Annotated in this window: 22 protein-coding genes; 8 read left to right on the top strand and 14 right to left on the bottom strand. The window is 59.8% G+C overall.

Annotated elements, in window-relative coordinates; genetic code table 11:
- Positions 1-75: 75 nt before the first annotated feature.
- Positions 76-810: a DUF899 domain-containing protein gene (locus F2P67_RS19580; protein WP_166222578.1), complete on the bottom strand. Its 735-nt coding sequence runs from the start codon at positions 808-810 to the stop codon at positions 76-78.
- Between the two features lie 176 nt (positions 811-986).
- Between F2P67_RS19580 and F2P67_RS19575 the strand changes: the two genes are divergently transcribed.
- The gene (locus tag F2P67_RS19575) at positions 987-1379 is read left to right on the top strand and encodes a transcriptional regulator (RefSeq protein WP_166222576.1); all 393 of its coding nucleotides are present in this window, start codon (positions 987-989) and stop codon (positions 1377-1379) included.
- Between the two features lie 126 nt (positions 1380-1505).
- On the opposite strand, the gene F2P67_RS19570 is transcribed toward F2P67_RS19575, so the two are convergent.
- The 3 genes from F2P67_RS19570 to F2P67_RS19560 form a co-directional block, all read right to left on the bottom strand.
- Positions 1506-2375, bottom strand: coding sequence for a DUF6279 family lipoprotein (locus F2P67_RS19570; protein ID WP_166222574.1), 870 nt, complete (start codon positions 2373-2375; stop codon positions 1506-1508).
- Between the two features lie 78 nt (positions 2376-2453).
- Positions 2454-3170, bottom strand: a complete 717-nt coding sequence (locus F2P67_RS19565; protein WP_166222572.1) for a TorF family putative porin — start codon at positions 3168-3170, stop codon at positions 2454-2456.
- Positions 3171-3377: 207 nt separating this feature from the next.
- Positions 3378-3566, bottom strand: a complete 189-nt coding sequence (locus tag F2P67_RS19560; RefSeq protein WP_016985943.1) for a hypothetical protein — start codon at positions 3564-3566, stop codon at positions 3378-3380.
- A gap of 340 nt (positions 3567-3906) precedes the next feature.
- Between F2P67_RS19560 and F2P67_RS19555 the strand changes: the two genes are divergently transcribed.
- From F2P67_RS19555 to F2P67_RS19545, 3 genes are all read left to right on the top strand, one after another.
- Positions 3907-4743 carry a CvfB family protein gene (locus F2P67_RS19555; protein ID WP_103306187.1) on the top strand — a complete coding sequence of 279 codons (837 nt, stop codon included), beginning with the start codon at positions 3907-3909 and terminating at the stop codon, positions 4741-4743.
- Positions 4744-4788: 45 nt separating this feature from the next.
- Complete coding sequence (locus tag F2P67_RS19550) at positions 4789-5193, top strand: DUF2177 family protein (RefSeq protein WP_166222570.1); 405 nt, start codon at positions 4789-4791, stop codon at positions 5191-5193.
- A gap of 153 nt (positions 5194-5346) precedes the next feature.
- Positions 5347-6279, top strand: a complete 933-nt coding sequence (locus F2P67_RS19545) for an EamA family transporter (protein ID WP_166222568.1) — start codon at positions 5347-5349, stop codon at positions 6277-6279.
- On the opposite strand, the gene F2P67_RS19540 is transcribed toward F2P67_RS19545, so the two are convergent.
- Entirely contained in the window at positions 6224-7405 is a 1182-nt protein-coding gene (locus tag F2P67_RS19540; RefSeq protein ID WP_166222566.1) for an MFS transporter, read from the bottom strand. The two genes, F2P67_RS19545 and F2P67_RS19540, sit on opposite strands and share 56 nt — an antisense overlap.
- Positions 7406-7509: 104 nt before the next feature.
- On the opposite strand from F2P67_RS19540, the gene ptrR reads away from it, so the two are divergent.
- Together ptrR and F2P67_RS27980 are read left to right on the top strand one after the other, a co-directional pair.
- Positions 7510-8403: a putrescine utilization regulator PtrR gene (gene ptrR / locus F2P67_RS19535; protein WP_166222564.1), complete on the top strand. Its 894-nt coding sequence runs from the start codon at positions 7510-7512 to the stop codon at positions 8401-8403.
- A gap of 142 nt (positions 8404-8545) precedes the next feature.
- A complete protein-coding gene (locus tag F2P67_RS27980; RefSeq protein ID WP_003184145.1) occupies positions 8546-8674 on the top strand; it encodes a PA1414 family protein in 129 nt (42 codons plus the stop codon).
- 82 nt (positions 8675-8756) lie between these two features.
- On the opposite strand, the gene F2P67_RS19530 is transcribed toward F2P67_RS27980, so the two are convergent.
- From F2P67_RS19530 to speB, 6 genes are all read right to left on the bottom strand, one after another.
- Positions 8757-9005, bottom strand: coding sequence for an acyl carrier protein (locus F2P67_RS19530; protein ID WP_166222562.1), 249 nt, complete (start codon positions 9003-9005; stop codon positions 8757-8759).
- A 42-nt stretch (positions 9006-9047) separates the two neighbouring features.
- A complete protein-coding gene (locus F2P67_RS19525; RefSeq protein WP_166222560.1) occupies positions 9048-9773 on the bottom strand; it encodes an MBL fold metallo-hydrolase in 726 nt (241 codons plus the stop codon).
- 85 nt (positions 9774-9858) lie between these two features.
- A complete protein-coding gene (locus F2P67_RS19520; RefSeq protein ID WP_166222558.1) occupies positions 9859-11238 on the bottom strand; it encodes a sodium:solute symporter family protein in 1380 nt (459 codons plus the stop codon).
- A 167-nt stretch (positions 11239-11405) separates the two neighbouring features.
- Complete coding sequence (locus F2P67_RS19515; RefSeq protein WP_166222556.1) at positions 11406-12917, bottom strand: purine-cytosine permease family protein; 1512 nt, start codon at positions 12915-12917, stop codon at positions 11406-11408.
- A gap of 55 nt (positions 12918-12972) precedes the next feature.
- Positions 12973-13395 (bottom strand): YybH family protein, encoded by a 423-nt coding sequence (locus F2P67_RS19510; RefSeq protein ID WP_108225938.1) that lies wholly within the window; start codon positions 13393-13395, stop codon positions 12973-12975.
- A 10-nt stretch (positions 13396-13405) separates the two neighbouring features.
- Positions 13406-14356, bottom strand: a complete 951-nt coding sequence (gene speB, locus F2P67_RS19505; protein ID WP_003222717.1) for an agmatinase — start codon at positions 14354-14356, stop codon at positions 13406-13408.
- A 436-nt stretch (positions 14357-14792) separates the two neighbouring features.
- Here speB and F2P67_RS19500 point away from each other — a divergent pair, with 436 nt between their 5' ends.
- Together F2P67_RS19500 and F2P67_RS19495 are read left to right on the top strand one after the other, a co-directional pair.
- Positions 14793-15686: a LysR family transcriptional regulator gene (locus F2P67_RS19500; protein WP_007956593.1), complete on the top strand. Its 894-nt coding sequence runs from the start codon at positions 14793-14795 to the stop codon at positions 15684-15686.
- A 5-nt stretch (positions 15687-15691) separates the two neighbouring features.
- On the top strand, positions 15692-16285 hold the full coding sequence (locus F2P67_RS19495; protein WP_166222554.1) for a tRNA-uridine aminocarboxypropyltransferase: 594 nt from the start codon (positions 15692-15694) through the stop codon (positions 16283-16285).
- A 121-nt stretch (positions 16286-16406) separates the two neighbouring features.
- On the opposite strand, the gene F2P67_RS19490 is transcribed toward F2P67_RS19495, so the two are convergent.
- The 3 genes from F2P67_RS19490 to F2P67_RS19480 form a co-directional block, all read right to left on the bottom strand.
- Complete coding sequence (locus F2P67_RS19490; protein WP_166222552.1) at positions 16407-17780, bottom strand: HlyD family type I secretion periplasmic adaptor subunit; 1374 nt, start codon at positions 17778-17780, stop codon at positions 16407-16409.
- A 10-nt stretch (positions 17781-17790) separates the two neighbouring features.
- Positions 17791-19950, bottom strand: coding sequence for a type I secretion system permease/ATPase (locus tag F2P67_RS19485; protein ID WP_166222551.1), 2160 nt, complete (start codon positions 19948-19950; stop codon positions 17791-17793).
- Positions 19951-20107: 157 nt separating this feature from the next.
- Positions 20108-21466: a TolC family outer membrane protein gene (locus tag F2P67_RS19480; protein WP_166222549.1), complete on the bottom strand. Its 1359-nt coding sequence runs from the start codon at positions 21464-21466 to the stop codon at positions 20108-20110.
- Between the last annotated feature and the right edge of the window lie 232 nt (positions 21467-21698).

Raw genomic sequence — 21698 nt, 5'->3', positions numbered from 1 at the left:
ATTGATTGCACACAAGGGATTGACCCGCGCAAATCCCTTGTGTTTGCGTCTACGGTTAGGAATTGACGGGCAGTTTCACTGCTCATGGCAGCAGGCGGATTTTGCCGCACCTTCATACCGATCATGATGCCGCACCCACTCCATGATCTCGTCCTCATTCCTGCCCTTGGGCGTGAGGTCGAGGTAGTTGTAGGCGCCGACCAGCATGTCCAGTCCCCGGGCATAAGTTGAATAGGTGTGGAAAATTTCACCCTTGGCGTTTCGATAAAACACGCTCAGCCCCGGCATTTCCTCCTCGGCGCTTTCGGTTTTTTCGTAATTGTAAGTAGCCTTTCCAGCGGCAACGTCTTCCGCCCGGGCGCAAACGCCAAAGTCGTAGTTGAAGTCGCAACCCTCTGATGACACCCAGTCAAACTTCCAGCCCATCCGCCGTTTAAAGTCCTGAAACTCGTTGAACGGCGCGTGGGAAACAGCAACGACAGCGACGTCGTGATGGGCCAGGTGCTGGTTGGCACCGTCGATGTGATCGCTGAGGAACGAGCAGCCCTGGCAGCCTTCCTCCCAGTCCTTGGCAAACATGAAATGGTAAACCACCAACTGGCTGTGTTTGCCGAACAGGTCGCTCAGTTTCAATTCGCCGTTCGGGCCCTGGAAATGGTAGTCCTTGTCGACCTTCACCCAAGGCAAGGCGCGACGTTTGGCGCTGAGGCGGTCGCGTTCTTTGGTGAAAGCTTTTTCGTCAGCAAGATGCTGTTTGCGGGCGGCGAGCCATTCTTCGCGCGATACCACCGGATGATTCTCAACGTTCATGATGATTTCTCCTGCGGGGTTGAAACCGTCTGTCTCAGACTAGTCGTTTAACCCTCCGGGAATTCGACAGACCGCCGGTCGGTCGACCCGCCGAATAATCCTGAACGGCAGCGAACGGCGCCGGTCACAACCTATGAACGCGCCAGACAATCACGCGCACCGGAGGTTGAATCAGGATGACGACTTACAACTGGGATTTGATTGAACGCTTGTTGCACGAAGTGCAGAACAGCGCCGGCCATAGCTTTGCCCCTCGGGCCTACGCCGAAGACTACGCGGCGGCAAAAGCCAGCGCGGGCGAGCCGATCGAGAACCTTGATCACCTGAAAACGTTGGCCTGTGACTATGAAAGGTTGCTGCTCTTGCGCGGCTACATTGCACCGCGTCCGGATGAAGAGGGCAGCACGGGCAACAATTTTGTACTGACGCCACGCGGTTCGAGCCTGCTGAGCCTGATAGACAGCAGCATTCCCGGTAATGACCACCCGCGTCAGGTGCTGGATGAGCAGGACGATGCGCTGGCCGAGGCGACGTTTGATCACGTGGCTTCCAAGGCGCAGATTGCCTGACAGGTAACGATCATCTCCATGTGGGAGCGGGCTTGCTCGCGAAAGCGGTGTGTCAGTTAACGACAATTTTGACTGATGCGAAGCTTTCGCGAGCAAGCCCGCTCCCACATTGGAATGAAATCAGGCTTACATTTTGTTTGCGGCCTTCAAGCATTTGAGGTCGTTGAAGTCTTTGCGCACACCCTCGATCTTCTTCAACAACCGCTGACGCTGTTGCGGCGTACTTTCGGCCATCAGATCAACCGCCAGCAAACGCGCCTGCGCTTCGGTATCGGCGTAGGCCTTGCGGTAATCCGCTGTCCATAAACTCTCGCGATTGACCAGAAGAGTCTCGATTCTCTGTGGGAATTCTGGACTGCTGCGTTGTGCGACAGCGGCGCTGAATTGCTTCTGCCAATGCGCACGGTTGGCGATCCATTGAGTGTTTTGATCGCCCAGCGCCGTTGACCAGGCCGTAACGCGTTGTTCCTGGGTCACGCTCAGCGGGCCAAGCCAGTCGTTCAAGCGTTTATCCATACGCGCAGCACGTTCGGCGATCTGTTGGCTGAGCGGTGGTTTGAGGTATTCCTGCTGGCGTTTGCGCAGATCCTTGGTAAACGCGTCGTTCATTTCCACGACCTGCTTGTCATCCAGTCCCTGCAACAACTCGATTGCCGACGGCGTGATTTCGCGCGCCGTCTCGGCGATGGCCTGTTTGGCTTCCACGGTGCGTGCCTGCAGCGCTGCGTCGGTGACCTGATTGGTTTCGACCATCGTCTGCAAGCGATCCAGCCAATCCAGATAGCCCGGCAACTGCGTGGTGCAGTGCCAGTTCAGGTGTTCCTTGAGGCGTTCGTTGAACCAGTCTTTCTGCTCGCCGTTCATGTCCACATAGTCGCTGAGCGTCCACGGAATGATCACGTCGAGGTTGCGGTAGGCGAGGCCGACGCGGCTGCAGGCGCCGAGGGCGAGGGTGAAAATCAGCAGCGCGGTGATGCGTTTGAACCAGCGAGACATGGGCGAATCCTTGCGTGAGCCTGGCTTCGAGGGTCTGATTCTTATGTGAACGCAGAATGCGCGCGGCAGTTCAGCCAATCAATAGAACGCGCGTTCGGCCTTGAGCGTGACGAGGCCATCGCACTCGCTGTTATGTCCGGAGTAGGCCGAGCAATCGCTGCCGCTGAGGCTTGAGTTGCTGTAGATCAGGTCGAGATCGACACCCATGAACGGCCGGGAAAATTTCACCGACCAATCGGTAAAACTGCTGACGTATCCGCCGTCCACCGACACGGGTGTGTTCAGTTGGTGGGTGGTGTATTTCATGCTGACGCCGATGCCGAACGGTTGATTGCCGCCGAGGTCGGCGAACAGGGTGTTGTTCTGTTTATCCGGGTCATTGCTGAAGGCGACGCCGAAACGACTGCCGAGTAAAGTCAGACCTCCGAACAGTTCCTGGCTGTCGAGGGTGTCTACTTTGGGATAGCTGTAGTGGATCATCCCGACTTCGTAGCCGAGGGTCTGATCGAAAGGTTGTTTGAAGCCGACGTAGGAATCGATTTCGAGGTTCTTGCCCGGCGAGATGCCCATGCTGGGCGCGTACTGGCCAAAATACAGACCGCTGTCGTGACTCAAGTCGAGGCCGCCGTGGAACGAGCCAACCGCTGAAGGTTTGACCAGTCCCTGGGCCATGCTGCGGCTGGGGGTCGTGCCGAGTTTGAGGTCGAAGTCGCCGAGTTCACGCTGGAAAATTTGCGCGTGCGCGGCCGTGCATGCCAACAGGCCTACAAGTAATAAACAGGATGTTTTGCGCATGCGTCACTCCATGAACAGCGAGCGCTGGCCGGCGGGCCTGCTGAAACGCTTGATCTAGACGCGTGCAAGGATACCGGCGAATGATCGGCATTGATGGCCGTTCGTCGATTTATGCAAGATTGATTAAACAGAAGTGGGGTGTGGCGAGGGTGCCAGTCCAGGCGCTTCGAAGCTCAAAGCGCCTCTGGACGGGTGTAAAACCGGGTATTACTTCTTGCCCAGGCTGATCTGCTTGGACGGGCCGAACGTCTGGCCGCTGACGCCTTTGGCAATTTGCTGGATCTCGCCGCCGGACTTGAGGAACGCTGCGATCTGATCGTTGATCGATTCGCTGGTTTCAACGGCTGGAGCAGGCTTTGCTTTGCTGGTGGATGCTTTTACACGCATGGCGGCCATTAACCTGTAGAAAAGTAACTCGGCCAGGCATCGTACAGGAATAACTTGACAATTGCTTGGCAAATATCTCTCGGAATAACCCAGTGCGCAGGTGGATTATTCTCGATTAATTATTCGGAATATGCCGCTAACCTGCTGTTTTAAATAAAAAGTTTATTGCGGGATGCGGCTTTGGTGCATGGTCGCCAGGTGCCACGACGGACTGACGAGTGGCACCCTGCGCCGTGCAGATCCAGATAAATCAAGGCTTTGCAGAGAATTTCCGCGATCGGCGCCACGGCCCGCCAACGCGCAGGGCAAAACCGGGTAGAATGCCGCCCACGTAATGAGGGTTCTGGAAATGGCTTTAGTCGGGCGTTACAACAGTTTGCAAGTGGTTAAACACACTAACTTCGGTTTATATCTGGACGGCGGTGCCGACGGCGAAATTCTTTTGCCCAACCGTTATATCCCTAAAGATATTCCCAGCGAAGATGAAGACTGGCTCAACGTATTTATTTATCTGGACAGCGAAGACAAACTTCTCGCTACCACTGAAAAACCAAAAGTTCAGGTGGGCGAGTTTGCCAGTCTGAAAGTTGTTGAAGTCAACAGCATCGGCGTATTCCTCGACTGGGGGTTGCCGAAGGACTTGCTGCTGCCGTATTCCGAAGAGAAACGTCAGATGACCGCTGGCGAGTACTGCGTGGTGCATGTCTATCTCGACAAGCACACCCGACGCATCACCGCCACCGCGCGCCTGGATCGCTACCTGGACAAGACACCGGCCACTTACAGCGCTGGCCAGGAAGTTGATCTGCTGGTCGCCGAAGCCACCGACATGGGCTTCAAGGCAATCATCAATAACAAGCACTGGGGCCTGATCCACAAGAATGAGATCTTCAAGTTCATGCGATCGGGCATGCGCGAGAAGGGTTTTATCAAAGAAGTGCGCAGCGACGGCAAGATCAGCCTGAGCCTGCAACCGGTCGGTCAGGAAGCGGCCAGCAGCCTGTCGTCGAAAATCCTCGCCAAGTTGCGCGAGAACGACGGCACGCTGGCGGTCAGCGACAAGAGTGACCCGGCACTGATCAGCAGCCTGTTCGGTGTCAGCAAGGGTAACTTCAAGAAGGCCATCGGCTCTCTGTACAAGGACGGAAAAATCGTCATTCACGCCGATCGCATTGAACTAACCTGAGTCGCGTGTGGCCCATGTTGCATGGGCTCACATGAGGTCGGGTAAATGAAAAAAGCGCTGATTGCCTACGTCGCCACACTGCTGACGTTTCTCTTGCTCGACGGCATATGGCTTGGCCTGCTGATGGCGCCGACCTATCGCGAACTGCTCGGTTCGCTGATGCTCGAAAAACCGCTGCTGGTTCCCGCAGCGGTTTTTTATTGCCTGTACGTTTTTGGTTGCTTGCAGTTCGTGGTGCTGCCCGCGTCTAACTGGCAACACGCGACGAAGAAGGGTGCGCTGTTGGGGCTGGTGGCGTACGGGACGTATGACCTGACCAATTGGGCGACGCTGCGTGGATGGTCGGGGCAGGTGGCCGTAATGGATTGGGCGTGGGGCACGTTTGCCACTGCGGTGGCTTGCACTGTCGGATTTTTGCTGGCGAGACGGCTGGCCGGACCTGATGCGTGAGGCGTGTTGCTGCGCCGCCATTTAACCGTGGCGCAGCAGAAGAACTAAATGTCTTTTCCAGACGGCTTTTTCAGCCTGACTGATTGATAATCCTCGGCACTGTTTTCTGACCATTGGATGGCCTGCCATGTTGTGTGTGTTCGAGGTGTTGCGGTGAGTGTCGATCGGCGCAATGCCGACAGTTTTGCCCTGCAAGTGATGATCGGCCTGTGCCTGATCTGGGGCGTGCAGCAAGTGATGATCAAGTGGGCGGCGCCCGATATCGCGCCGGTCATGCAAGCGGCGGGTCGCTCGGGGATTTCCGCGTTGCTGGTCGGGTTGCTCATCTGCTGGAAGGGTGGCTGGGATCAGGTCGGCAACACTTGGCGCGGAGGTTTGTTGGCCGGTGCGCTGTTTGGTCTGGAGTTCCTTTTCATCGCCGAAGGTCTGCAACTGACCACGGCGGCGCACATGTCGGTGTTCCTCTACACCGCGCCGATTTTTACCGCGCTGGGTGTGCATTTTCTGTTGGCCAGCGAACGTCTGCGGCCGTTGCAGTGGCTGGGGATTTTCCTCGCATTCATCGGTATCGCTATTGCGTTCGCCGGTGGTGTGTCGTGGGATAACCTCGACCGACGCATGCTGCTGGGCGATGCCTTTGGCGTACTCGCCGGCGCTTGTTGGGGCGCGACCACGGTGGTGGTGCGCGCTTCGCGGCTGTCCGAGGCACCCGTGACACTGACCCTGTTCTATCAGTTGATCGTCGGTTTCCTCGGCCTGTTGTTGATCGCGCTGTTCAGTGGCCAGATCACCCATGTCAGCCTGACCAGCGTGGCGGTGGCCAGCGTGTTGTTTCAGGGTTTGGTGGTGTCGTTCTTCAGCTATCTGGTGTGGTTCTGGCTGTTGCGCCGCTATCTGGCGGCGAATCTTGCGGTGTTTTCGTTCATGACGCCGCTGTTCGGCGTCACTTTTGGTGTGTTGCTGCTTGGCGAACACCTGAGCCTGAACTTCATCATCGGTGCCGTGCTGGTGTTGCTCGGCATCACGTTTGTCAGCGCTGAACAGTGGGTGCGTCGGCGCTTGCGCAAAGCACTCGGCCAGCGTTAGTCGATTGCAGGGTCAGACCGCCGGCGATCAGTAACCCGCAGCCGGCGATCACCAGCGCCGGCTGCAAACCACCGCTGAAATGGCTGCTAAGCGCTGCCAGCAACGGGCCGCTGAGCTGACCCAGCGCAAAGCAGGCGGTCAGCATGCCGGCGTTGCGCTGGGTGGCGTGGGGCGCCAGTTCCCGCGAGCGTTGCATGACCAGTTGCATGCAGGCCAGAAACGGTGTGCCGCAAAGCAACACGCCCAGTGCCAGACCCCAACCGCTGCCCAGCAGACAGGCAAACACCCCGGCGGCCTGCAGCCACAACGTCGCCATCAACCAGTGGCGCGTGGTTTGCGGATCGTGACGGCGCAAGCTCACCAGCAACACGCCGATGGCCGCGCCGAGACCGAAGCACGGCCAGAACAGATCGGCTTGCCATTGCCCGTGAAACTGCGCGTTAGCCATTTGCGACAGAAACGTCGCCGGGATGATGTAGCCGATGCCGTACAGCGCGTAGATCACGGCGAGACGCCCGATACCTCGATTCGACGGACTGACTTGAGTCGCGACTACTGACGAAGCCGCCGCCGATTGCGGCAAAAACCGCCAGACCCCGAGCATCATCAACAATGCGGCCACGGCGTAAATCAGCCACAACGTCGCTGACGTCTGATTCAGCAGATGTGAGATGAGTGCCAGCAACCCCGTCAGGAAAATTCCCAGACCCGGTCCGGCAAAGACCAGCGCACCCCATCGTGGGCGACCTGCTGCCGCCGCCAGTGGCTGACTCAATGAAGTGATCATCACCAGCACCCAGGCGCTCGCCACGCCGGTACCGAAGCGCAATACCAGATGCGACCAGAAACCGTCAGCCCAGAACGACGCCAGGGTCAGCAAAACGCACAGCCACAAGCCACCGTGCAGGCGACGCTGAACTTGCTGCGGCCGGCGGGCGAACATCGCATCCACCGCACCGAGCAAGTAACCGAGGTAATTGGCGGCGGCAATCAGTCCGGCGGCCGTCAGATCAATCCGCCCTTCACTGAGCAGGTGCGGCATTTGCGGGGTGAGGGCGAAACGGCCGATGCCCATGGCCATCATCAGGGCGACGAAGCAAGCGGATAAGCGAATCAGCGGCGACATGGTCTGGATTCCGTTGGAGGTTCAATGACCGTCAGGCTAGGACTGATTGACTTTCTTTAAAATTGAATAATAGTGAGTAACCTATTCTGTTCTGGAGAAAGGTTGTGGAATTCAGCCAACTGCGGATTTTTCAGGCTGTTGCGCAGGAGGGATCCATCACCCGCGCCGCCGAACGCTTGCATCGAGTGCCGTCGAATCTGTCGACCCGGCTTAAACAGCTGGAAGAACAACTCGGCGTCGAACTTTTCGTCCGCGAGCGTCAGCGTTTGCAGCTGTCACCTGCGGGAAAAGTCTTGCTGGACTACACCGGCAAACTGTTTGCCCTGCGTGATCAGGCCAGTGCGGCGGTGATGGGCGGGCAGCCGGCGGGGGATTTTGTCCTGGGCACGATGTACAGCACCGCAGCGATCCATTTGCCGGCGTTGCTGGCGCGCTATCACAAGCAGTACCCGGCGGTGAACCTGCAGGTGCAGTCGGCGCCGAGCGGTGAACTGCTGGAAGGCTTGCTCACCGGTCGCCTCGACGCGGCGCTGGTGGACGGGCCGCTGGAGCTGGCCGCGCTCGATGGCGTGCCGCTGTGCGAAGAGCGCCTGGTGTTGATCACGGAAATCGATCATCCACCGGTGCGCAGCGCTGCGGATGTTGAAGGGCGCTCGGTGTTCACGTTTCGCCAGGGGTGTTCCTACCGTATGCGCCTGGAAGCGTGGTTTGCCCACGCCCATGCGGCGATGGGCCGGGCGATGGAGATCGAGTCCTATCAGGGCATGCTCGCTTGTGTGGTGGCGGGCAGCGGTGTGGCGCTGATGTCGGAGTCGATGCTGGCCAGTTTGCCGGGTCGCGAGAACGTTGCGGTGCATCCATTGGCCGAGCCGTTCGCGGGTGCGACAACATGGCTCATGTGGCGCAAAGGCATGCTCGGCGCCAACCTCAATGCGTGGATTGAAGTGCAGCAAGCCGTCTATCCTGCGGCTCTGAATGAAAACCGGGAAACGGCTTGAACGAATGGGCAGGAATTCTGTTCAATTCAGTAACAGATCATTGCGGATTTCGCCGAGCATTGCGTAGGACTTCGGACTATTATCAGTGCGAAGCGGCCTCAGAATTCCGGCCGCTCAGCACCACCCTGAAGGGGGCATGACGATGAAAGAGAAAATTCAAAACTGGCTGCACGATTTAGGTGTTGCCCTCGGCTTGATCGAACCGCCTCTGCAACCTGTCCCGATTCGCACCGATGACGAGCAGCGCCGCCGCCAGCCGCGTCGGCGGTAGGCACACGAAAGCATCAGGTGACTGGGGTTATTTGTGGTGAGGGGGTTTCCAGCATCCTGAAGGATGTATTTGGCATTCCCTCTCAATGCCGTCCAATTTCAATTAAAAACCGACTCAAGTCATTCGCCGTTTTCGCGGTCTTGAGCATACGGTCTTCCTCCGCGGTAAACGCCGTCAGTCCGAATTCATCTTCCAGATGAAAGATCAAATCCTCGATATCCGCTTTCTCCAGTCCCAATTGCACCAGGCTGGTGTTGTCATTGAATTCGCGGGTTTCCAGCAGGCGACGAATGTATCGGTGCACGGCGGCACGCACGGCAGCTCTTCTCATGGCAGATTTTCTGATGATTGTTTTGTTTGAGTACAGCAGGCCTCAGGCGTGCTTGCGCAACCACTCGTCAATCATCGAACGCAAATGCTCCCCGGAAAAACTGCCGAAGTGCCCGCCATGCACGGTGCGGATCGGCAATGCCTGCAAACGCCGCAGACTGGTGGCGTAGTCATTCAGATCTGAATGGTAGGCGTCCTCGATCAGCGGGCCGTCGTAGATGATGTCGCCGCTGAACAGCGTTTCAGTTGCCGCTTCATACAGGCTGATCCCGCCCGGTGAATGCCCCGGCGTGTGCAGCACTTGCAGCGTACGGTTACCCAAATCCAGTACATCGCCATCCTCGACAAACCCGGTGGCCGGCGCCGCTTTGACCCGATACTCGGCGTAGCACAACGGGCAATCCGGGTGCGCCTCGAACATGTCATCGCCGACGAAAGCGCGGCTCAGGTCATTCTCGCCATCCGGCGCCGCTAGAATGTCCGCTTCCGCCGGATGTACCAGCCGTTCGGCAAATTCGTGGTGCCCGGCGATGTGGTCGAAGTGGCAATGGCTGGCCACCGCCACCAACGGCCGCTCGGTGATCCACGGCAGTTGTTCGCGCAGGCTGACCAATCCCGAACCACTGTCCAGCAGCAGATCCTTGTCGCGGCCCTGCACATGCCACAGGTTGCAACGGTAGAACGGCCGAATGTACGGCTCGTGAATCAGCCGAATGCCATCGCTCAAACTCTGCACTTCAAACCACTGATCGCGAGAAACGATCTTCATCTTCACTTTTCTCCAGACGAAAAAAACGGGTGTGGCAACCGACGCCACACCCGTCGAAGAAAGCATCAAGTCGTTACAGCAAAGCTTAGATCGCGCTGGCTACCGTCGCTGGGCGAGGGGAGACCAGGCTGACCACCACAAAGCTCACCAGACCCACAGCCAGGCTGTAGTAGATCGGTGTGTTGGCATCCAGACCGTCCTTGAACATGAACAGCAGCGCCGTGGCGAAGCCCAGGCCCATGCTGGCGATGGCGCCGGCGGTGGTGGCGCGTTTCCAGAAGATTGCACCGATCAGCGGGATCAGCATGCCACCCACCAACAGGTTGTAAGCGAGGGTCAGGGCGCTGATCACGTCGTTGACCACCAACGCGATACCCAGCACGACCACACCGGTCAGCAGGGTGAACAGGCGGTTGATGCCCAGGCTCGACTGTTTGCCGCCACGCAGCTTCGGCAGCAGGTCTTCGGTCAGGGTGGTGGCGGCGGCGAGCAGGCCGGCGCTGGCGGTGGACATCATTGCCGCGAGTGCGGCAGCGATCACCAGACCACGGATGCCGTCCGGCAGCGACAGTTTGACGATGGCGGCGAAGGCGTTGTTGACGTTGTCCAGATCCGGGATCAGCACGTGCGCGGCCATACCGATCAAGGCGCAGGCGAGGCCGTAGACGATGCAGTAGATGCCCGCGATGCTGCCGGCGTATTGCGCGACTTTGGCGGTCTTGACGGTGAACACCCGTTGCCAGATGTCTTGACCGATCAGGATGCCGAAGAAGTAGATCATGAAGTAGGTGATGATCGTGTCCCAGCCGATGGTGGTGAAGCTGAAGGCAGTGGCCGGCAGTTTCAGCACCAGTTCGTCCCAGCCGCCGACTTTGTACAGGCAGATGGGCAGGAGGATGAACATCAGGCCAACGGTCTTGATGATGAACTGGACGATGTCGGTCAGGGTCAGCGACCACATGCCGCCGATGGCCGAGTACACCACCACCACGCCACCGCCGAGCAGCACCGAGACCCAGAACGGCAGGCCGAACAGCACCTGCAGCACAGTGCCGATGGCGAGGATCGAGGTCACGCCGATCATCAGCGCGTAGGCCAGCATGATCGCCGCGCTCGCCGAGCGGGCCATCGGGTTGTAGCGTTTTTCCAGGACCTGGGTAACGGTGTAGATCTTCAGTTTCAGCAGCGGCTTGGCGAGGAACAGGTTCAGCGCGACGATGCCGCAACCGAGGGCCGCGCACAGCCAGAAACCGGAGATGCCGTGTACGTAGCCCAGGCGCACGGTGCCGACGGTGGACGCGCCACCCAGTACGGTCGCGGCCATGGTGCCCATGTACAGGCTTGGGCCGAGGTTACGACCGGCAACGAGAAAGTCCTCGTTGGTCTTGGCCTTGCGCATGCCGAAGTAGCCGAGCAAGAGCATGCCGGCGGCGTAGATGAGGACGACGAATAAATCCAAAGCCATGATGGCGTGTCTCCGATTGTCTTTTTTATGGTGAAACAAATTTGGTTCTGAGTTGCTGCCCTTGTGGGAGCGGGCTTGCTCGCGAAGGCGTCGGCACATTCAAAAGTGATGTGACTGACAGATCGCTTTCGCGAGCAAGCCTGCTCCCACAGGGGTTATGTGTTTCTTCAGGCGGCCTGTCGCAACGGCGCTTTAGCCGGTGCGTCCGCGCCTTGGCTGCGGGCATCCTTGGGGCCGAACACTTCGCGCGGTTCCGGGAACAGGCTCAGCAGCGTCAGGTACATCACCGACGCTAGACCGAGGGTCACCAGCAGGCTGATGTCGATGCCGCCGGCCAGTTCACCGAGCGGGCCGACGAACTGCCCCGGCAGATTGACGAAGCACAGGCCGACCGCCGCGCTCGGGATCCATGCGCCCAGACCACGCCAGTTCCAGCCGTGGCTGAACCAGTAGCGTCCGCCCTGTTCGCCGCGCGTGAACACTTGCAGGTCATCCGGGCAGTAGAAGCCGCGACGCACCACCAGGCCGATGATCATGATCACCATCCACGGGGTGGTGCAGGTGATGATCAGCACGGCGAAGGTCGACACGCTCTGCACCAGATTCGCCGCAAAGCGCCCGATGAAGATGAAGGCAATCGACAGCACGCCGATCAGCAACGTCGCCTTGACCCGCGACAGCAGGCGCGGGAACACGCTCGACATATCCAGACCGGTGCCATACAGCGACGTGGTGCCGGTGGACATGCCGCCGATCACCGCAATCAGGCACACCGGCAAGAAGAACCAGCTCGGCGACACCGCCAGCAGGCCACCGACGTAGTTGTTGGCCGCGATGTAGTCCGGCGCCTGGATCGCCACGATGGTCGCGGTGGTCAGGCCGAACAGGAACGGGATGAAGGTGGCGATCTGCGAGAGCACCACCGCCGCCATGATCCGCTGACGCGAGGTTTCACGCGGGATGTAGCGGGCCCAGTCGCCGAGGAACGCACCGAAGGAAATCGGGTTGCTCATGGCCACCAGTGCGGCGCCGATGAACGCGGCCCAGAAGCCCGGCTGGCCGAGGCTGACAGTGCCGGCGTAGTGCGAATCGAAGGAACCTGCGAAGGCGAAGATGCCCAGCAGGAACAGCAGGCTCGCGCTCCACACCGCGACTTTGTTCACCCACAGCAGGAAGCGGAAGCCGTAGATGCACACGGTCAGCACCAGAATCGCGAACAGACCGTAGGCCAGGCCCAGAGTCAGGTCGGTTTCCGGCAGGCCGATCAGGCGTTTTGCACCACCGATCAGCGCATCCCCCGAACTCCACACCGAGAGCGAGAAGAAGGCGATGGCGGTCAACAGCGACAGGAACGAACCGACGATCCGCCCGTGCACGCCGAAATGCGCACCGGACGACACGGCATTGTTGGTGCCGTTGAGCGGGCCGAACAGGCCCATCGGTGCGAGGATCAGCGAGCCAAGCAGCACGCCCGAGACAATCGCCCAGACGCCCGCCTGAAAGGACAGGCCGAACAGCACCGGGAAACTGCCGAGCACGGCGGTGGCAAAGGTATTCGCGCCGCCAAAGATCATGCGGAACAAATCCACGGGGCCGGCGGTGCGTTCGTTGTCCGGGATCTGTTCGACCCCGTGGGTTTCAATCTGCGTAAGGCTTTGGTCTTTGTTGTTGTTATTCATGATCTGCTCCGATCATAAAGGCGCGCTCATCGTGCGTGAGCGTCACCTGTCTTGGCTAAGGGGATGGCAGCCCTTCCGGCATTGCGGACAAATGTTCGTGGCAGGCCAGCCAAAGGCCTTGTTGTTCTAGGCTCGACGCTTGTTTCTTGAAAACAATCGTCTCGCGCTCCTGGCTGAAGTGTTGCTCCCCTTGCATGCGCAGCTCGGTGGCCACGTCATGGATGAAAATCGCCACGTCACCCTGCAGGCTGACGAAGGCGTTGCTCGAGGTGCACGAGAGCACCTCGAAGCCATCCTCGGCGCGCCAGCTGTCCCACAAGGCCTGATAGGCATCGCGCGACAGCAGAGGCTGTTCGAGGGTGTAGAAGACGAAGCTGGCGTCGGCGCTGAACGCACCGAAGTAAGCTTCGCGATCGTTACGGGCGAAGGCGGACACCAGATCGGCGGCCGCTTGCAAAACCTGATCACGTTCGTTCATGACCCGATCCTCAGCGATGGACCACGCCAGGCAGTACGCAGAGCATTTCGTACAGCAGATTGGCGGCCAGCAGCGAGGTGTTGCCGGTGGTGTCATAAGCGGGCGAGACTTCTACCAGATCGCAGCCGATCAGGTCGAGGCCTTGGCAGCCGCGAACGATTTCAATTGCCTGAATGGTCGTCAGACCACCGATTTCCGGGGTGCCGGTGCCAGGCGCCCAGGCCGGGTCGATGCCGTCGATGTCGAAGCTCAGGTACACCGGGCCGCCACCGACTTTCTCGCGGACTTCGGCCATCAGCGGTGCCAGTGACTTGTGCCAGCACTCTTCGGCCTGCACCACGCGGAAGCCCTGATCGCGGCTCCAGTTGAAGTCGTCAGCGGTGTAACCCTGCGCGCGCAGACCAATTTGCACCACGCGGTCGCAGTCCAGAAGGCCTTCTTCGACGGCGCGACGGAAGGTCGTGCCGTGGGCGATTTTCTCGCCAAACATGTGATCGTTGACATCAGCGTGGGCGTCGATGTGCACCAGACCGACCTTGCCGTGCTTTTTATGAATCGCACGCAGGATCGGCAGGGTGATGGTGTGGTCACCACCCAGGGTCATCGGGATCACGTTGTGCTCGAGGATGTTGTCGTAGGCTTCTTCGATGATGCGCACGGCGTCGAGCAGGTTGAAGGTGTTGATCGCTACGTCACCGATGTCGGCAACCGACAGCGAGTCGAACGGCGCAGCGCCGGTGGCCATGTTGTACGGGCGGATCATCACCGATTCGGTGCGGATGTCGCGTGGCCCGAAGCGGGTGCCGGGGCGCAGCGAAGTACCGATGTCCAGGGGCACGCCTACGAAGGCAGCGTCCAGGCCGGCAGCGGTCGGTACGTGGGGAAGTCGGAGCATGGTGGCGATGCCGCCGAAGCGCGGCATTTCGTTGCCGCCCAGTGGTTGGTGAAGAATCTTGTCCACGGGTAAGGCCTCATCGTCTTTGTTTTATTTATGTCGGCGCACCGCATTCGCAAGGTCACGGGCACCGCTGTGGGCCGATTCTGCGAAATGTAGTGCGGCGGAAGAATCGCTACGGGCAAATACTTAGTTCAGAAATTTCTAAACTAATGGAGAGGGGCGGGATAGACTTCGCCGGGTTCGAATTGTTTGATCGGCTCGGGATCGCAGCCCTCACCCCAGCCCTCTCCCGGAGGGAGAGGGGGCCGACTGAGTTGTTCTCAGGAGCTTCATTGACCTGAAATATCGAGTCGAACTTAATAGAATCTGGGGCAGACGCAGGATTTGAAGGCCATGGAGATCGGCTCCCTTTCCCCCTCTCCCCCTCTCCCCCTTGGGGAGAGGGCTGGGGTGAGGGGTGGTTCCAGCAGACGACACAGTTCCAAAGCCCGGAGTAGACATGGCCAACGCTTTACCCGACCTGAAACTTTTGCGCATCTTCGTCAGCGTCGTGCGCCATCAGGGGTTTGCCAACGCGCAGCAGGAACTCAACCTGTCGACCTCGGCGATCAGCACCTACATGAGCCAGCTCGAAGCCGCGCTCGGTCTGGTGCTGTGCCATCGCGGGCGTGGCGGTTTCAGCCTGACCAGCAAGGGCGAACTGTTCCATCAGGAAACCCTGCGCCTGCTGGCCGAGCTTGAAGGTTTCGAGCAATACGCCGCCGCGCTCAAGGGCGAGTTGCGCGGCACGCTCAACCTCGGGGTGATCGACTCCACGGTCAGCGACAAGGCGTTGCCGTTCGCTGAAGCCATCGGCGCCTATAGCCAGGAACATCCGGCAGTGCATTTGCACCTGTCGGTGATGAGCCCGTATGAACTGCAACTCGGCGTGCAGGACAACCGCCTCGATCTGGCCATCGGCGCGTTCTCGACGCGCATGAGCGGTCTGGTGTACATGCCGCTGTACCGCGAGCAGCACTGGCTGTATTGCAGCAGCCGTCACCCGTTGTTCAACGAACGGCGGATTCCGGAGCAGGTCATTACCCAGCAGCGCATGGTCGGGCGCGGTTACTGGAGTCAGGCCGAGCTGGCACGTCACGGTTTCAAGCACAGCGCCGCGACCGTGGAAAGTATGGAGGCGCAACTGATTCTGGTGCTGTCCGGCGCCTACATCGGTTACCTGCCGGAGCATTACGCCCAGGCCTGGGCCGACAAGGGCGATTTGCGTGTGCTGCTGCCGGCGACTTTCGGTTATCAGGCGCCGTTCTCCATGATCATGCGCCGTGGCCGCAGCCGCGAGCCGCTGATCCAGACTTTCCGTGATCTGCTCAAAGCGCAGCTCAATCAGGCTTAAGAACGATGTCCAGACCTCAATGCCCGCGCTGCCTGCGCCCACAAACCCATTGCCTGTGCCCTCTGATTCCAAGCCTCGACAGCCGCACCCGCGTGTTGCTGTTGCAGCATCCGAGCGAGGTCAGTCACGCACTCAACACCGCGCGTCTGGCCGCACTCGGATTGACTAATGCCGAGCTGATTGTCGGCGAGGTGTTCGAAGATTTGCCGGCGCTGCTGAACCGGCCGGGGTATCGCGCGCGGTTGTTGTTTCCCGCGGACGATGCGCAGCCGATGCAGGCCTACGCCGAGTCTGATGAACCGTTGCTGCTGGTGGTACCGGACGGTACGTGGCGCAAGGCGCGCAAGATGTTGCACCTTAATCCGCTGCTGGCGGCGTTGCCACGGGTGACGTTGGCCGAGGGCGGCGTGTCGCGGTATCGGCTGCGCAAGGCGCCGGGACCGGGAGCGTTGTCGACGATTGAGGCGATTGTGCAGGCGCTGGAAACCCTCGAAGCACCGACCACGTTTGTGCCGTTGCTCAAACCGTTCGAGGCGTTGATCGAGGGGCAGATTGCGGCGATGGGGGAGGAGACCTTTCAGCGTAATCACGCAAAATAATGGTTGTTGGCGCGGGCCTCTTCGCGAGCAAGCCCGCTCCCACATTTGGAATGCATTCCCCCTGTGGGAGCGGGCTTGCTCGCGAAAGCGCCAGATCAATCACCGCCAATCTCAATAATGACTAGCGCTCACGCATCGCCTCGGTCCGGGCCTTGAGCACCGGTTTGAGCAGGTAATCCAGCACACTTTTCTCCCCGGTAATAATGTCCACCGTCGCCACCATCCCGGGAATGATCAGCAGCGGTTTCACATCCCCGCCCAAATGGTTTTTATCGGTGCGCACCTGAATCAGGTAGAAACTGTTGCCCTTGTCGTCGGTAATCGTGTCGGCGCCAATCAATTCCAGTTTCGCACTCAGCCCGCCGTAGATCGTGTAGTCGTAAGCGCTGAACTTGACCATGGCTTTCTGGCCCGGGTGCAGGAACGCGACATCCTGCGGGCGCACCTTGGCCTCGATCAGCAGGTTGTCTTCCAACGGCACGATTTCGATCATGTCGCTGCCCGGTTGAACCACGCCGCCAATGGTGTTGACCTTAAGTTGTTTGATCACCCCGTGCACCGGCGAGGTCACGGTGGTGCGGCTGACGCGGTCGTCGATGGCGATGCTCGATGCGGTGATTTTCGACAGGTCGGTGCGTTTCTCATTCAGCTCCTTGGCGGCTTCGGAGCGGAAGGTTTGCTCAGACTCGTCGATCTTGCTGCGGATCTCGGCAATCGCCGATTCGGCGCGGGGAATCGCCAGGGTCGTCGCGTTCAAAGAACCGCGAATTTCCACCGCGCTGCGCTTGAGTCTAAGGATTTCCACCGGTGACACCGCACCGGTTTTCACCAGCGGTTCGGACATGTTCATCTCTTGCTGCAACAGCGCCAGGCTTGAGCTGAACTGGCCTTGCTTGGAGCGGAATTCGGCGAGTTCCTGAGTCTTCTGCCGCAACTGTTCGCTGAGGGTGCGTTGCTCGCTGGCCAGCCTCCGCTGGCGCTGGTCGTAAAGCGAGCGCTCGTCTTCTGCCACTTGCGGCGCTTTGGCGATCACTTCGTCGGAGAGTTTGAACGGCCGGCCCTCGGATTCCGCCGACAGCCGTTCGACCTGCGCCGTCAAAGCATAACGGTCGGCCTCGCTTTCACCTTTGTTCGACAGAAACCGCGTGTCATCCAGGCGTAGCAGGGTGTCGCCCTTGTTCACCATTTGTCCTTCACGGACGAAAATCTCGGTGACGATCCCGCCCTCAAGGTTCTGGATCACCTGCACCTTGCTCGACGGAATCGCCTTGCCTTCGCCCATGGTCACTTCTTCAAGCACGGCAAACTTGGCCCAGACCAGTGCCGAAATCAGTAATCCCGCCGCCAGCCACACGGTGATCCGCGACCAGCGCGGCGAGTCCTGCAACGACGCGCCGGCGGTTTCCGGCATGAACTCGGCTTCGGCGCTTTTGCCAAAGCTGTCGAAGTAGCCGCGTGATTTGGCATTTGAATCAGAACCGGAAGAAGCAGACATGGGGCAACTCCTAGACCGCCGCCGAGCCGACGCGGCCCTTGCGCAGTGCATCGATGACCGCTTCTTTCGGGCCGTCGGCGACGACCCGGCCGTTGTCCAGCACCAGCAACCGATCCACCAGGCTCAGCATCGAGGTGCGGTGGGTGACCAGCAGCAAGGTTTTGCCTTGTACCCAGTCGTGCAGCTTCTGACGCAATTGGTCTTCGCTGCTGTTGTCCATGGCGCTGGTGGGTTCGTCGAGCAGCATGATCGGCGGGTCGAGCAGCAAGGCCCGCGCCAGCAACACCGCCTGGCGCTGGCCGCCGGAGAGCAATTGTCCGCGCTCGCCCACCGGGCGGTCGAAGCCTTGCGGGTGCTGACGGGCGAGTTCGGTGACGCCGGTCAGTTCGGCGACTTCGAGCATGCGTGAGTCGCTGATGTAGCGCGCGCCGAGGGTCAGGTTGTCGCGCAGGCTGCCGGCCAACAGGGGCAGGTCGTGGGCGACGTAACCGATCTGCTGGCGCAGGTCGGCGACATCCAGTTGCCGCAGGTCGAGACCGTCGAGCAGCAACTGGCCTTCCTCCGGTTCATAGAATCCCATCACCAGCCGTGCCAGCGTACTTTTGCCCGAACCGCTGCGGCCGATGATGCCGACCCGTTCACCGGGTTTCAGGCTGAAACTGACGTTGCTCAGGGCCGGCGCATTCTGGCCGTTGTAGTGAAAGGTCACGCCGTTGACGTCCAGCGCGCCTTGCAGTTGCGTACGTTCCAGCGGACGTTGCTTGCCGTCACGTTCCTGGGGCAGGCCCATCAGTGCATCGGTACTTTTCATCGTCAGTTGCGCTTGCTGATAGCGGGTGATCAGCCCGGCAATCTGCCCCAGCGGCGCGAGTACGCGGCTGCCGAGCATGTAGCTGGCGACCAGCGCACCGACGCTGAGGTTGCCGGCGATGATGCTGTAAACCCCGGCGACAATCGTCGCCATCCCGGAAAATTGTTGAATGAACAGCGTGCCGTTGGTCGCCAATGCCGACAAATTGCGCGCGTGGCTGTCGAGGCGGGTGAGGGCGCCGTGGGTGCTTTCCCATTTGTGCTGGCGCTCGCTTTCGGCGCTGCAGGCCTTGAGGGTTTCCAGACCGCCGAGGGTTTCGATCAGCAGGGCCTGACGTTCGGCGCCGAGGCTCAGACTCTTCTGCACGGTGTCGCGCAGGCGCACCTGTATCGCCAGTGCGAAGATGATGGTGATCGGAAACGCCAGCAGCGGAATCACCACCAGCCAACCGCCGAGCAGGCCGATCACCACCAGCATCAACACCACGAAGGGCAGGTCGATCAGGCTGGTCAGGGTGACGGCCGTGAGGAATTCGCGCAGACCCTGAAAGTCATGAATGCTCTGCGCAAAACCGCCGATGGTCGCCGGTCGCGCTTTCATCGACATGCCGGTAATACGTTCGAACAATGTCGCGGAAAGGATCACGTCAGTTTTTTTGCCGGCGGTGTCCAGCAAATGCGCGCGCACCACCCGCAGCACCAATTCGAAACCGGTGCCGATCAAAAGCCCGATCGACAACACCCACAAGGTTGAAGTGGCCTGGTTGGGCACCACGCGGTCGTACGTCTGCATGACGAACAGCGGCACCATCAGACCCAGCAGGTTGATCAGGAAACTGGCCAGAATCGCGTCGCTGTACAGCCATTTCGACAGCTTCAGGGTGTCGCGAAACCACGCATGCACGCGCGGCACCAGCGGTGAGCGCAGGTCTTCGAGTTCATGCCGGGGTCGGGCAAACAGCGCCTGACCGCTGTAATGCTCAGTCAGTTCTTCACGGCTGACCCATTGCTCGCCGCCATCGGCTTCGCTGGGCAGGATCAGCGCTTTGCCGTCGTCGCCAAAGCGCCGCAACACCGCCGTGCGACCGTCGTTGAGCAACAACAGAATCGGCAGGTTGAGTGGCGAGATGTCTTTCAGGTCACGGCGCAACAAACGCGCCTGCAACCCGGCCCGGGCAGCTGCGCGGGGCAGCAGGTCCAGGCTCAGGCGTTGTTTGTTCAGGGGCAGCCCGGCACTCAGGCTGGCGCGACTGACCGTCGCGCCATGGAGTTTGCAGAGGATCAACAGACCGTCGAGTAACGGATCATCGAAGCTCAGCCGCGGATCGACCCCGGAATGGCCGGGTTCCATGCTGGTCATACTGATCGCCCCTCTAAATGACTGCCCGATGATCGTTCCCACGCTCTGCGTGGGAATGCCTCTAGGGACGCTCTGCGTCCAGTGACGCGGAGCGTCACGGGCTGCATTCCCACGCGGAGCATGGGAACGATCAGGGCAAAGCTGACTTCTGCGCCGTTTATTTCAACTCTGGCAAACGCGCCTCGTTTTTCACCTCGGTCGCAGCAATCGCATCGGCAGGCAGTACCACCCGTTGCTTGCTCAGCAACTGGCCCATGTTCGCCAGTACGCGGTACATCGAATATTCCTCGGTGTAGCGAATTTCGGTGTAGCGGCGGTTGGCGTTGTAGAGCTCGTTTTCGCTGTCGAGCAAGTCGAGCAGGGTGCGTTGGCCGAGGCCGAACTGATCCTGATACGCGGCGCGTACACGCTTGGTGGTTTCGGCGTATTCGCGGGCGGTCGGGGTCTGTTTCTTCGCGTTGACCATGGCGTTCCACGCCAGGTGAATGTTCTCGTTGAGCTGACGCAGGGCGTTGTTGCGGATGTCCATTGCCTGATTGATCTGGTGCGCATCGGAGGCCAGTCGCGCCTTGTCGCTGCCGCCACGGAACAGGTTGTAGTTCATCACCACGCCGACGCGCCATTCATTGTCGTGGCCCTCGTCGCCCTGCACGTTGTTGTTGGCACCGACCGCCGCTTCGGCATCGAAGCGCGGGTAGAACGGCGACTTGGCGACTTCGTACTGACTCTCGGCCGATTGCACGTCGGCCTGGGCGGATTTCAGATACGGGTTGTTCTCGACCATGCTCTGCTGGGCTTCGGGCAGGGTGGCGGGCAACTCGCCACGGGTCGAGGCCGGGGCTTCGAGTTCATCGGGCATGCGCCCGACCACGCTGTAGAAGTTCGATTCGGCGTCGGCCAGATCGACTTCGGCGGTGTCGAGGTTGTTCTGTGCCAGCGCTTTACGGGCCACCGATTGATCGGAGTCGGCGGTGCTGCCGACGCCGCGCTCGGTGCGCAGGCCGATCTGATCGTTGACGCGCAAGTGCGCTTGCAGGTTGTTCCGGGCCAGGGTCACCAGCTCACGGCGTTTGAGCACTTCGAGGTAGACCTCAATGGTGCGCAGGGCCAGATCCTGAGCGGTGCCTTGCGCGTAGTAGGCGCGCGAGTTGGACACGCCTTTGGTGCGCTCGACTTCGTTGGCCGTGTTGAAGCCGTCGAACAGCATCTGCCGCAGCCGCAGCTCCGACTGGGTGTAATTGAGAATTTCGGTGTGGTGATTACCGAAGGCCCGGGTGTTGGTGTTGTCGCTGTAGCCGCGACCGTAAGCGGCGTTCAAATCGACGGACGGATAGAAGCCACCCTTGGCGACTTTGACTTGTTCATCAGCCGACAGGCGCGCATCCACGCGCGAAGCCAGTTCCGGGTGAGTGGCAATGGTGCTCTGGATGGCTTCGGTGAGGTTCATGGCCTGGGCTTGGGAAGTGCAAGCCATGGCCAGCAAAACCGCGCTGCAGAGGGGGGTTAGAACGCGCATGGGTGCATCTCCCTGAGTCCTGATGGTGCGTTACTGTCGCCAAATATTTGACGATATTTTTAGTTGAAAGCGTTTCACTCTTGTAACAACAGAGCTAAGAACATCCTGAAGCGTAGCTAAGAAAAAATTTTCATAAGGCTTATGCCGAAAAAAACTTATGCGCTTTGTAAAAACCGGCACATTGTTCATCGCGAAAGCCTTTGTTTTATGCGCTTTAGGGAGTGCAGAAAGG

The sequence above is a fragment of the Pseudomonas atagonensis genome (genome assembly GCF_011369485.1).
GTDB lineage: Bacteria > Pseudomonadota > Gammaproteobacteria > Pseudomonadales > Pseudomonadaceae > Aquipseudomonas > Aquipseudomonas atagonensis.
This window is presented reverse-complemented; position numbering and strand designations above follow the sequence as displayed.

Bases quoted from the DNA above. Each gene is read 5' to 3' on its own strand.
- F2P67_RS19495 (WP_166222554.1), top strand. From the start codon at position 15,692: ATGTCCAGACCTCAATGCCCGCGCTGCCTGCGCCCACAAACCCATTGC.
- F2P67_RS19580 (WP_166222578.1), bottom strand. From the start codon at position 810: ATGAACGTTGAGAATCATCCGGTGGTATCGCGCGAAGAATGGCTCGCC.
- F2P67_RS19510 (WP_108225938.1), bottom strand. From the start codon at position 13,395: ATGAACGAACGTGATCAGGTTTTGCAAGCGGCCGCCGATCTGGTGTCC.
- F2P67_RS19570 (WP_166222574.1), bottom strand. From the start codon at position 2,375: ATGTCTCGCTGGTTCAAACGCATCACCGCGCTGCTGATTTTCACCCTC.
- F2P67_RS19550 (WP_166222570.1), top strand. From the start codon at position 4,789: ATGAAAAAAGCGCTGATTGCCTACGTCGCCACACTGCTGACGTTTCTC.
- F2P67_RS19565 (WP_166222572.1), bottom strand. From the start codon at position 3,170: ATGCGCAAAACATCCTGTTTATTACTTGTAGGCCTGTTGGCATGCACG.
- F2P67_RS19575 (WP_166222576.1), top strand. From the start codon at position 987: ATGACGACTTACAACTGGGATTTGATTGAACGCTTGTTGCACGAAGTG.
- F2P67_RS27980 (WP_003184145.1), top strand. From the start codon at position 8,546: ATGAAAGAGAAAATTCAAAACTGGCTGCACGATTTAGGTGTTGCCCTC.
- F2P67_RS19485 (WP_166222551.1), bottom strand. From the start codon at position 19,950: ATGACCAGCATGGAACCCGGCCATTCCGGGGTCGATCCGCGGCTGAGC.
- F2P67_RS19525 (WP_166222560.1), bottom strand. From the start codon at position 9,773: ATGAAGATCGTTTCTCGCGATCAGTGGTTTGAAGTGCAGAGTTTGAGC.
- F2P67_RS19515 (WP_166222556.1), bottom strand. From the start codon at position 12,917: ATGAATAACAACAACAAAGACCAAAGCCTTACGCAGATTGAAACCCAC.
- F2P67_RS19490 (WP_166222552.1), bottom strand. From the start codon at position 17,780: ATGTCTGCTTCTTCCGGTTCTGATTCAAATGCCAAATCACGCGGCTAC.
- F2P67_RS19480 (WP_166222549.1), bottom strand. From the start codon at position 21,466: ATGCGCGTTCTAACCCCCCTCTGCAGCGCGGTTTTGCTGGCCATGGCT.
- F2P67_RS19530 (WP_166222562.1), bottom strand. From the start codon at position 9,005: ATGAGAAGAGCTGCCGTGCGTGCCGCCGTGCACCGATACATTCGTCGC.
- F2P67_RS19555 (WP_103306187.1), top strand. From the start codon at position 3,907: ATGGCTTTAGTCGGGCGTTACAACAGTTTGCAAGTGGTTAAACACACT.
- F2P67_RS19540 (WP_166222566.1), bottom strand. From the start codon at position 7,405: ATGTCGCCGCTGATTCGCTTATCCGCTTGCTTCGTCGCCCTGATGATG.
- F2P67_RS19500 (WP_007956593.1), top strand. From the start codon at position 14,793: ATGGCCAACGCTTTACCCGACCTGAAACTTTTGCGCATCTTCGTCAGC.
- F2P67_RS19560 (WP_016985943.1), bottom strand. From the start codon at position 3,566: ATGGCCGCCATGCGTGTAAAAGCATCCACCAGCAAAGCAAAGCCTGCT.
- F2P67_RS19520 (WP_166222558.1), bottom strand. From the start codon at position 11,238: ATGGCTTTGGATTTATTCGTCGTCCTCATCTACGCCGCCGGCATGCTC.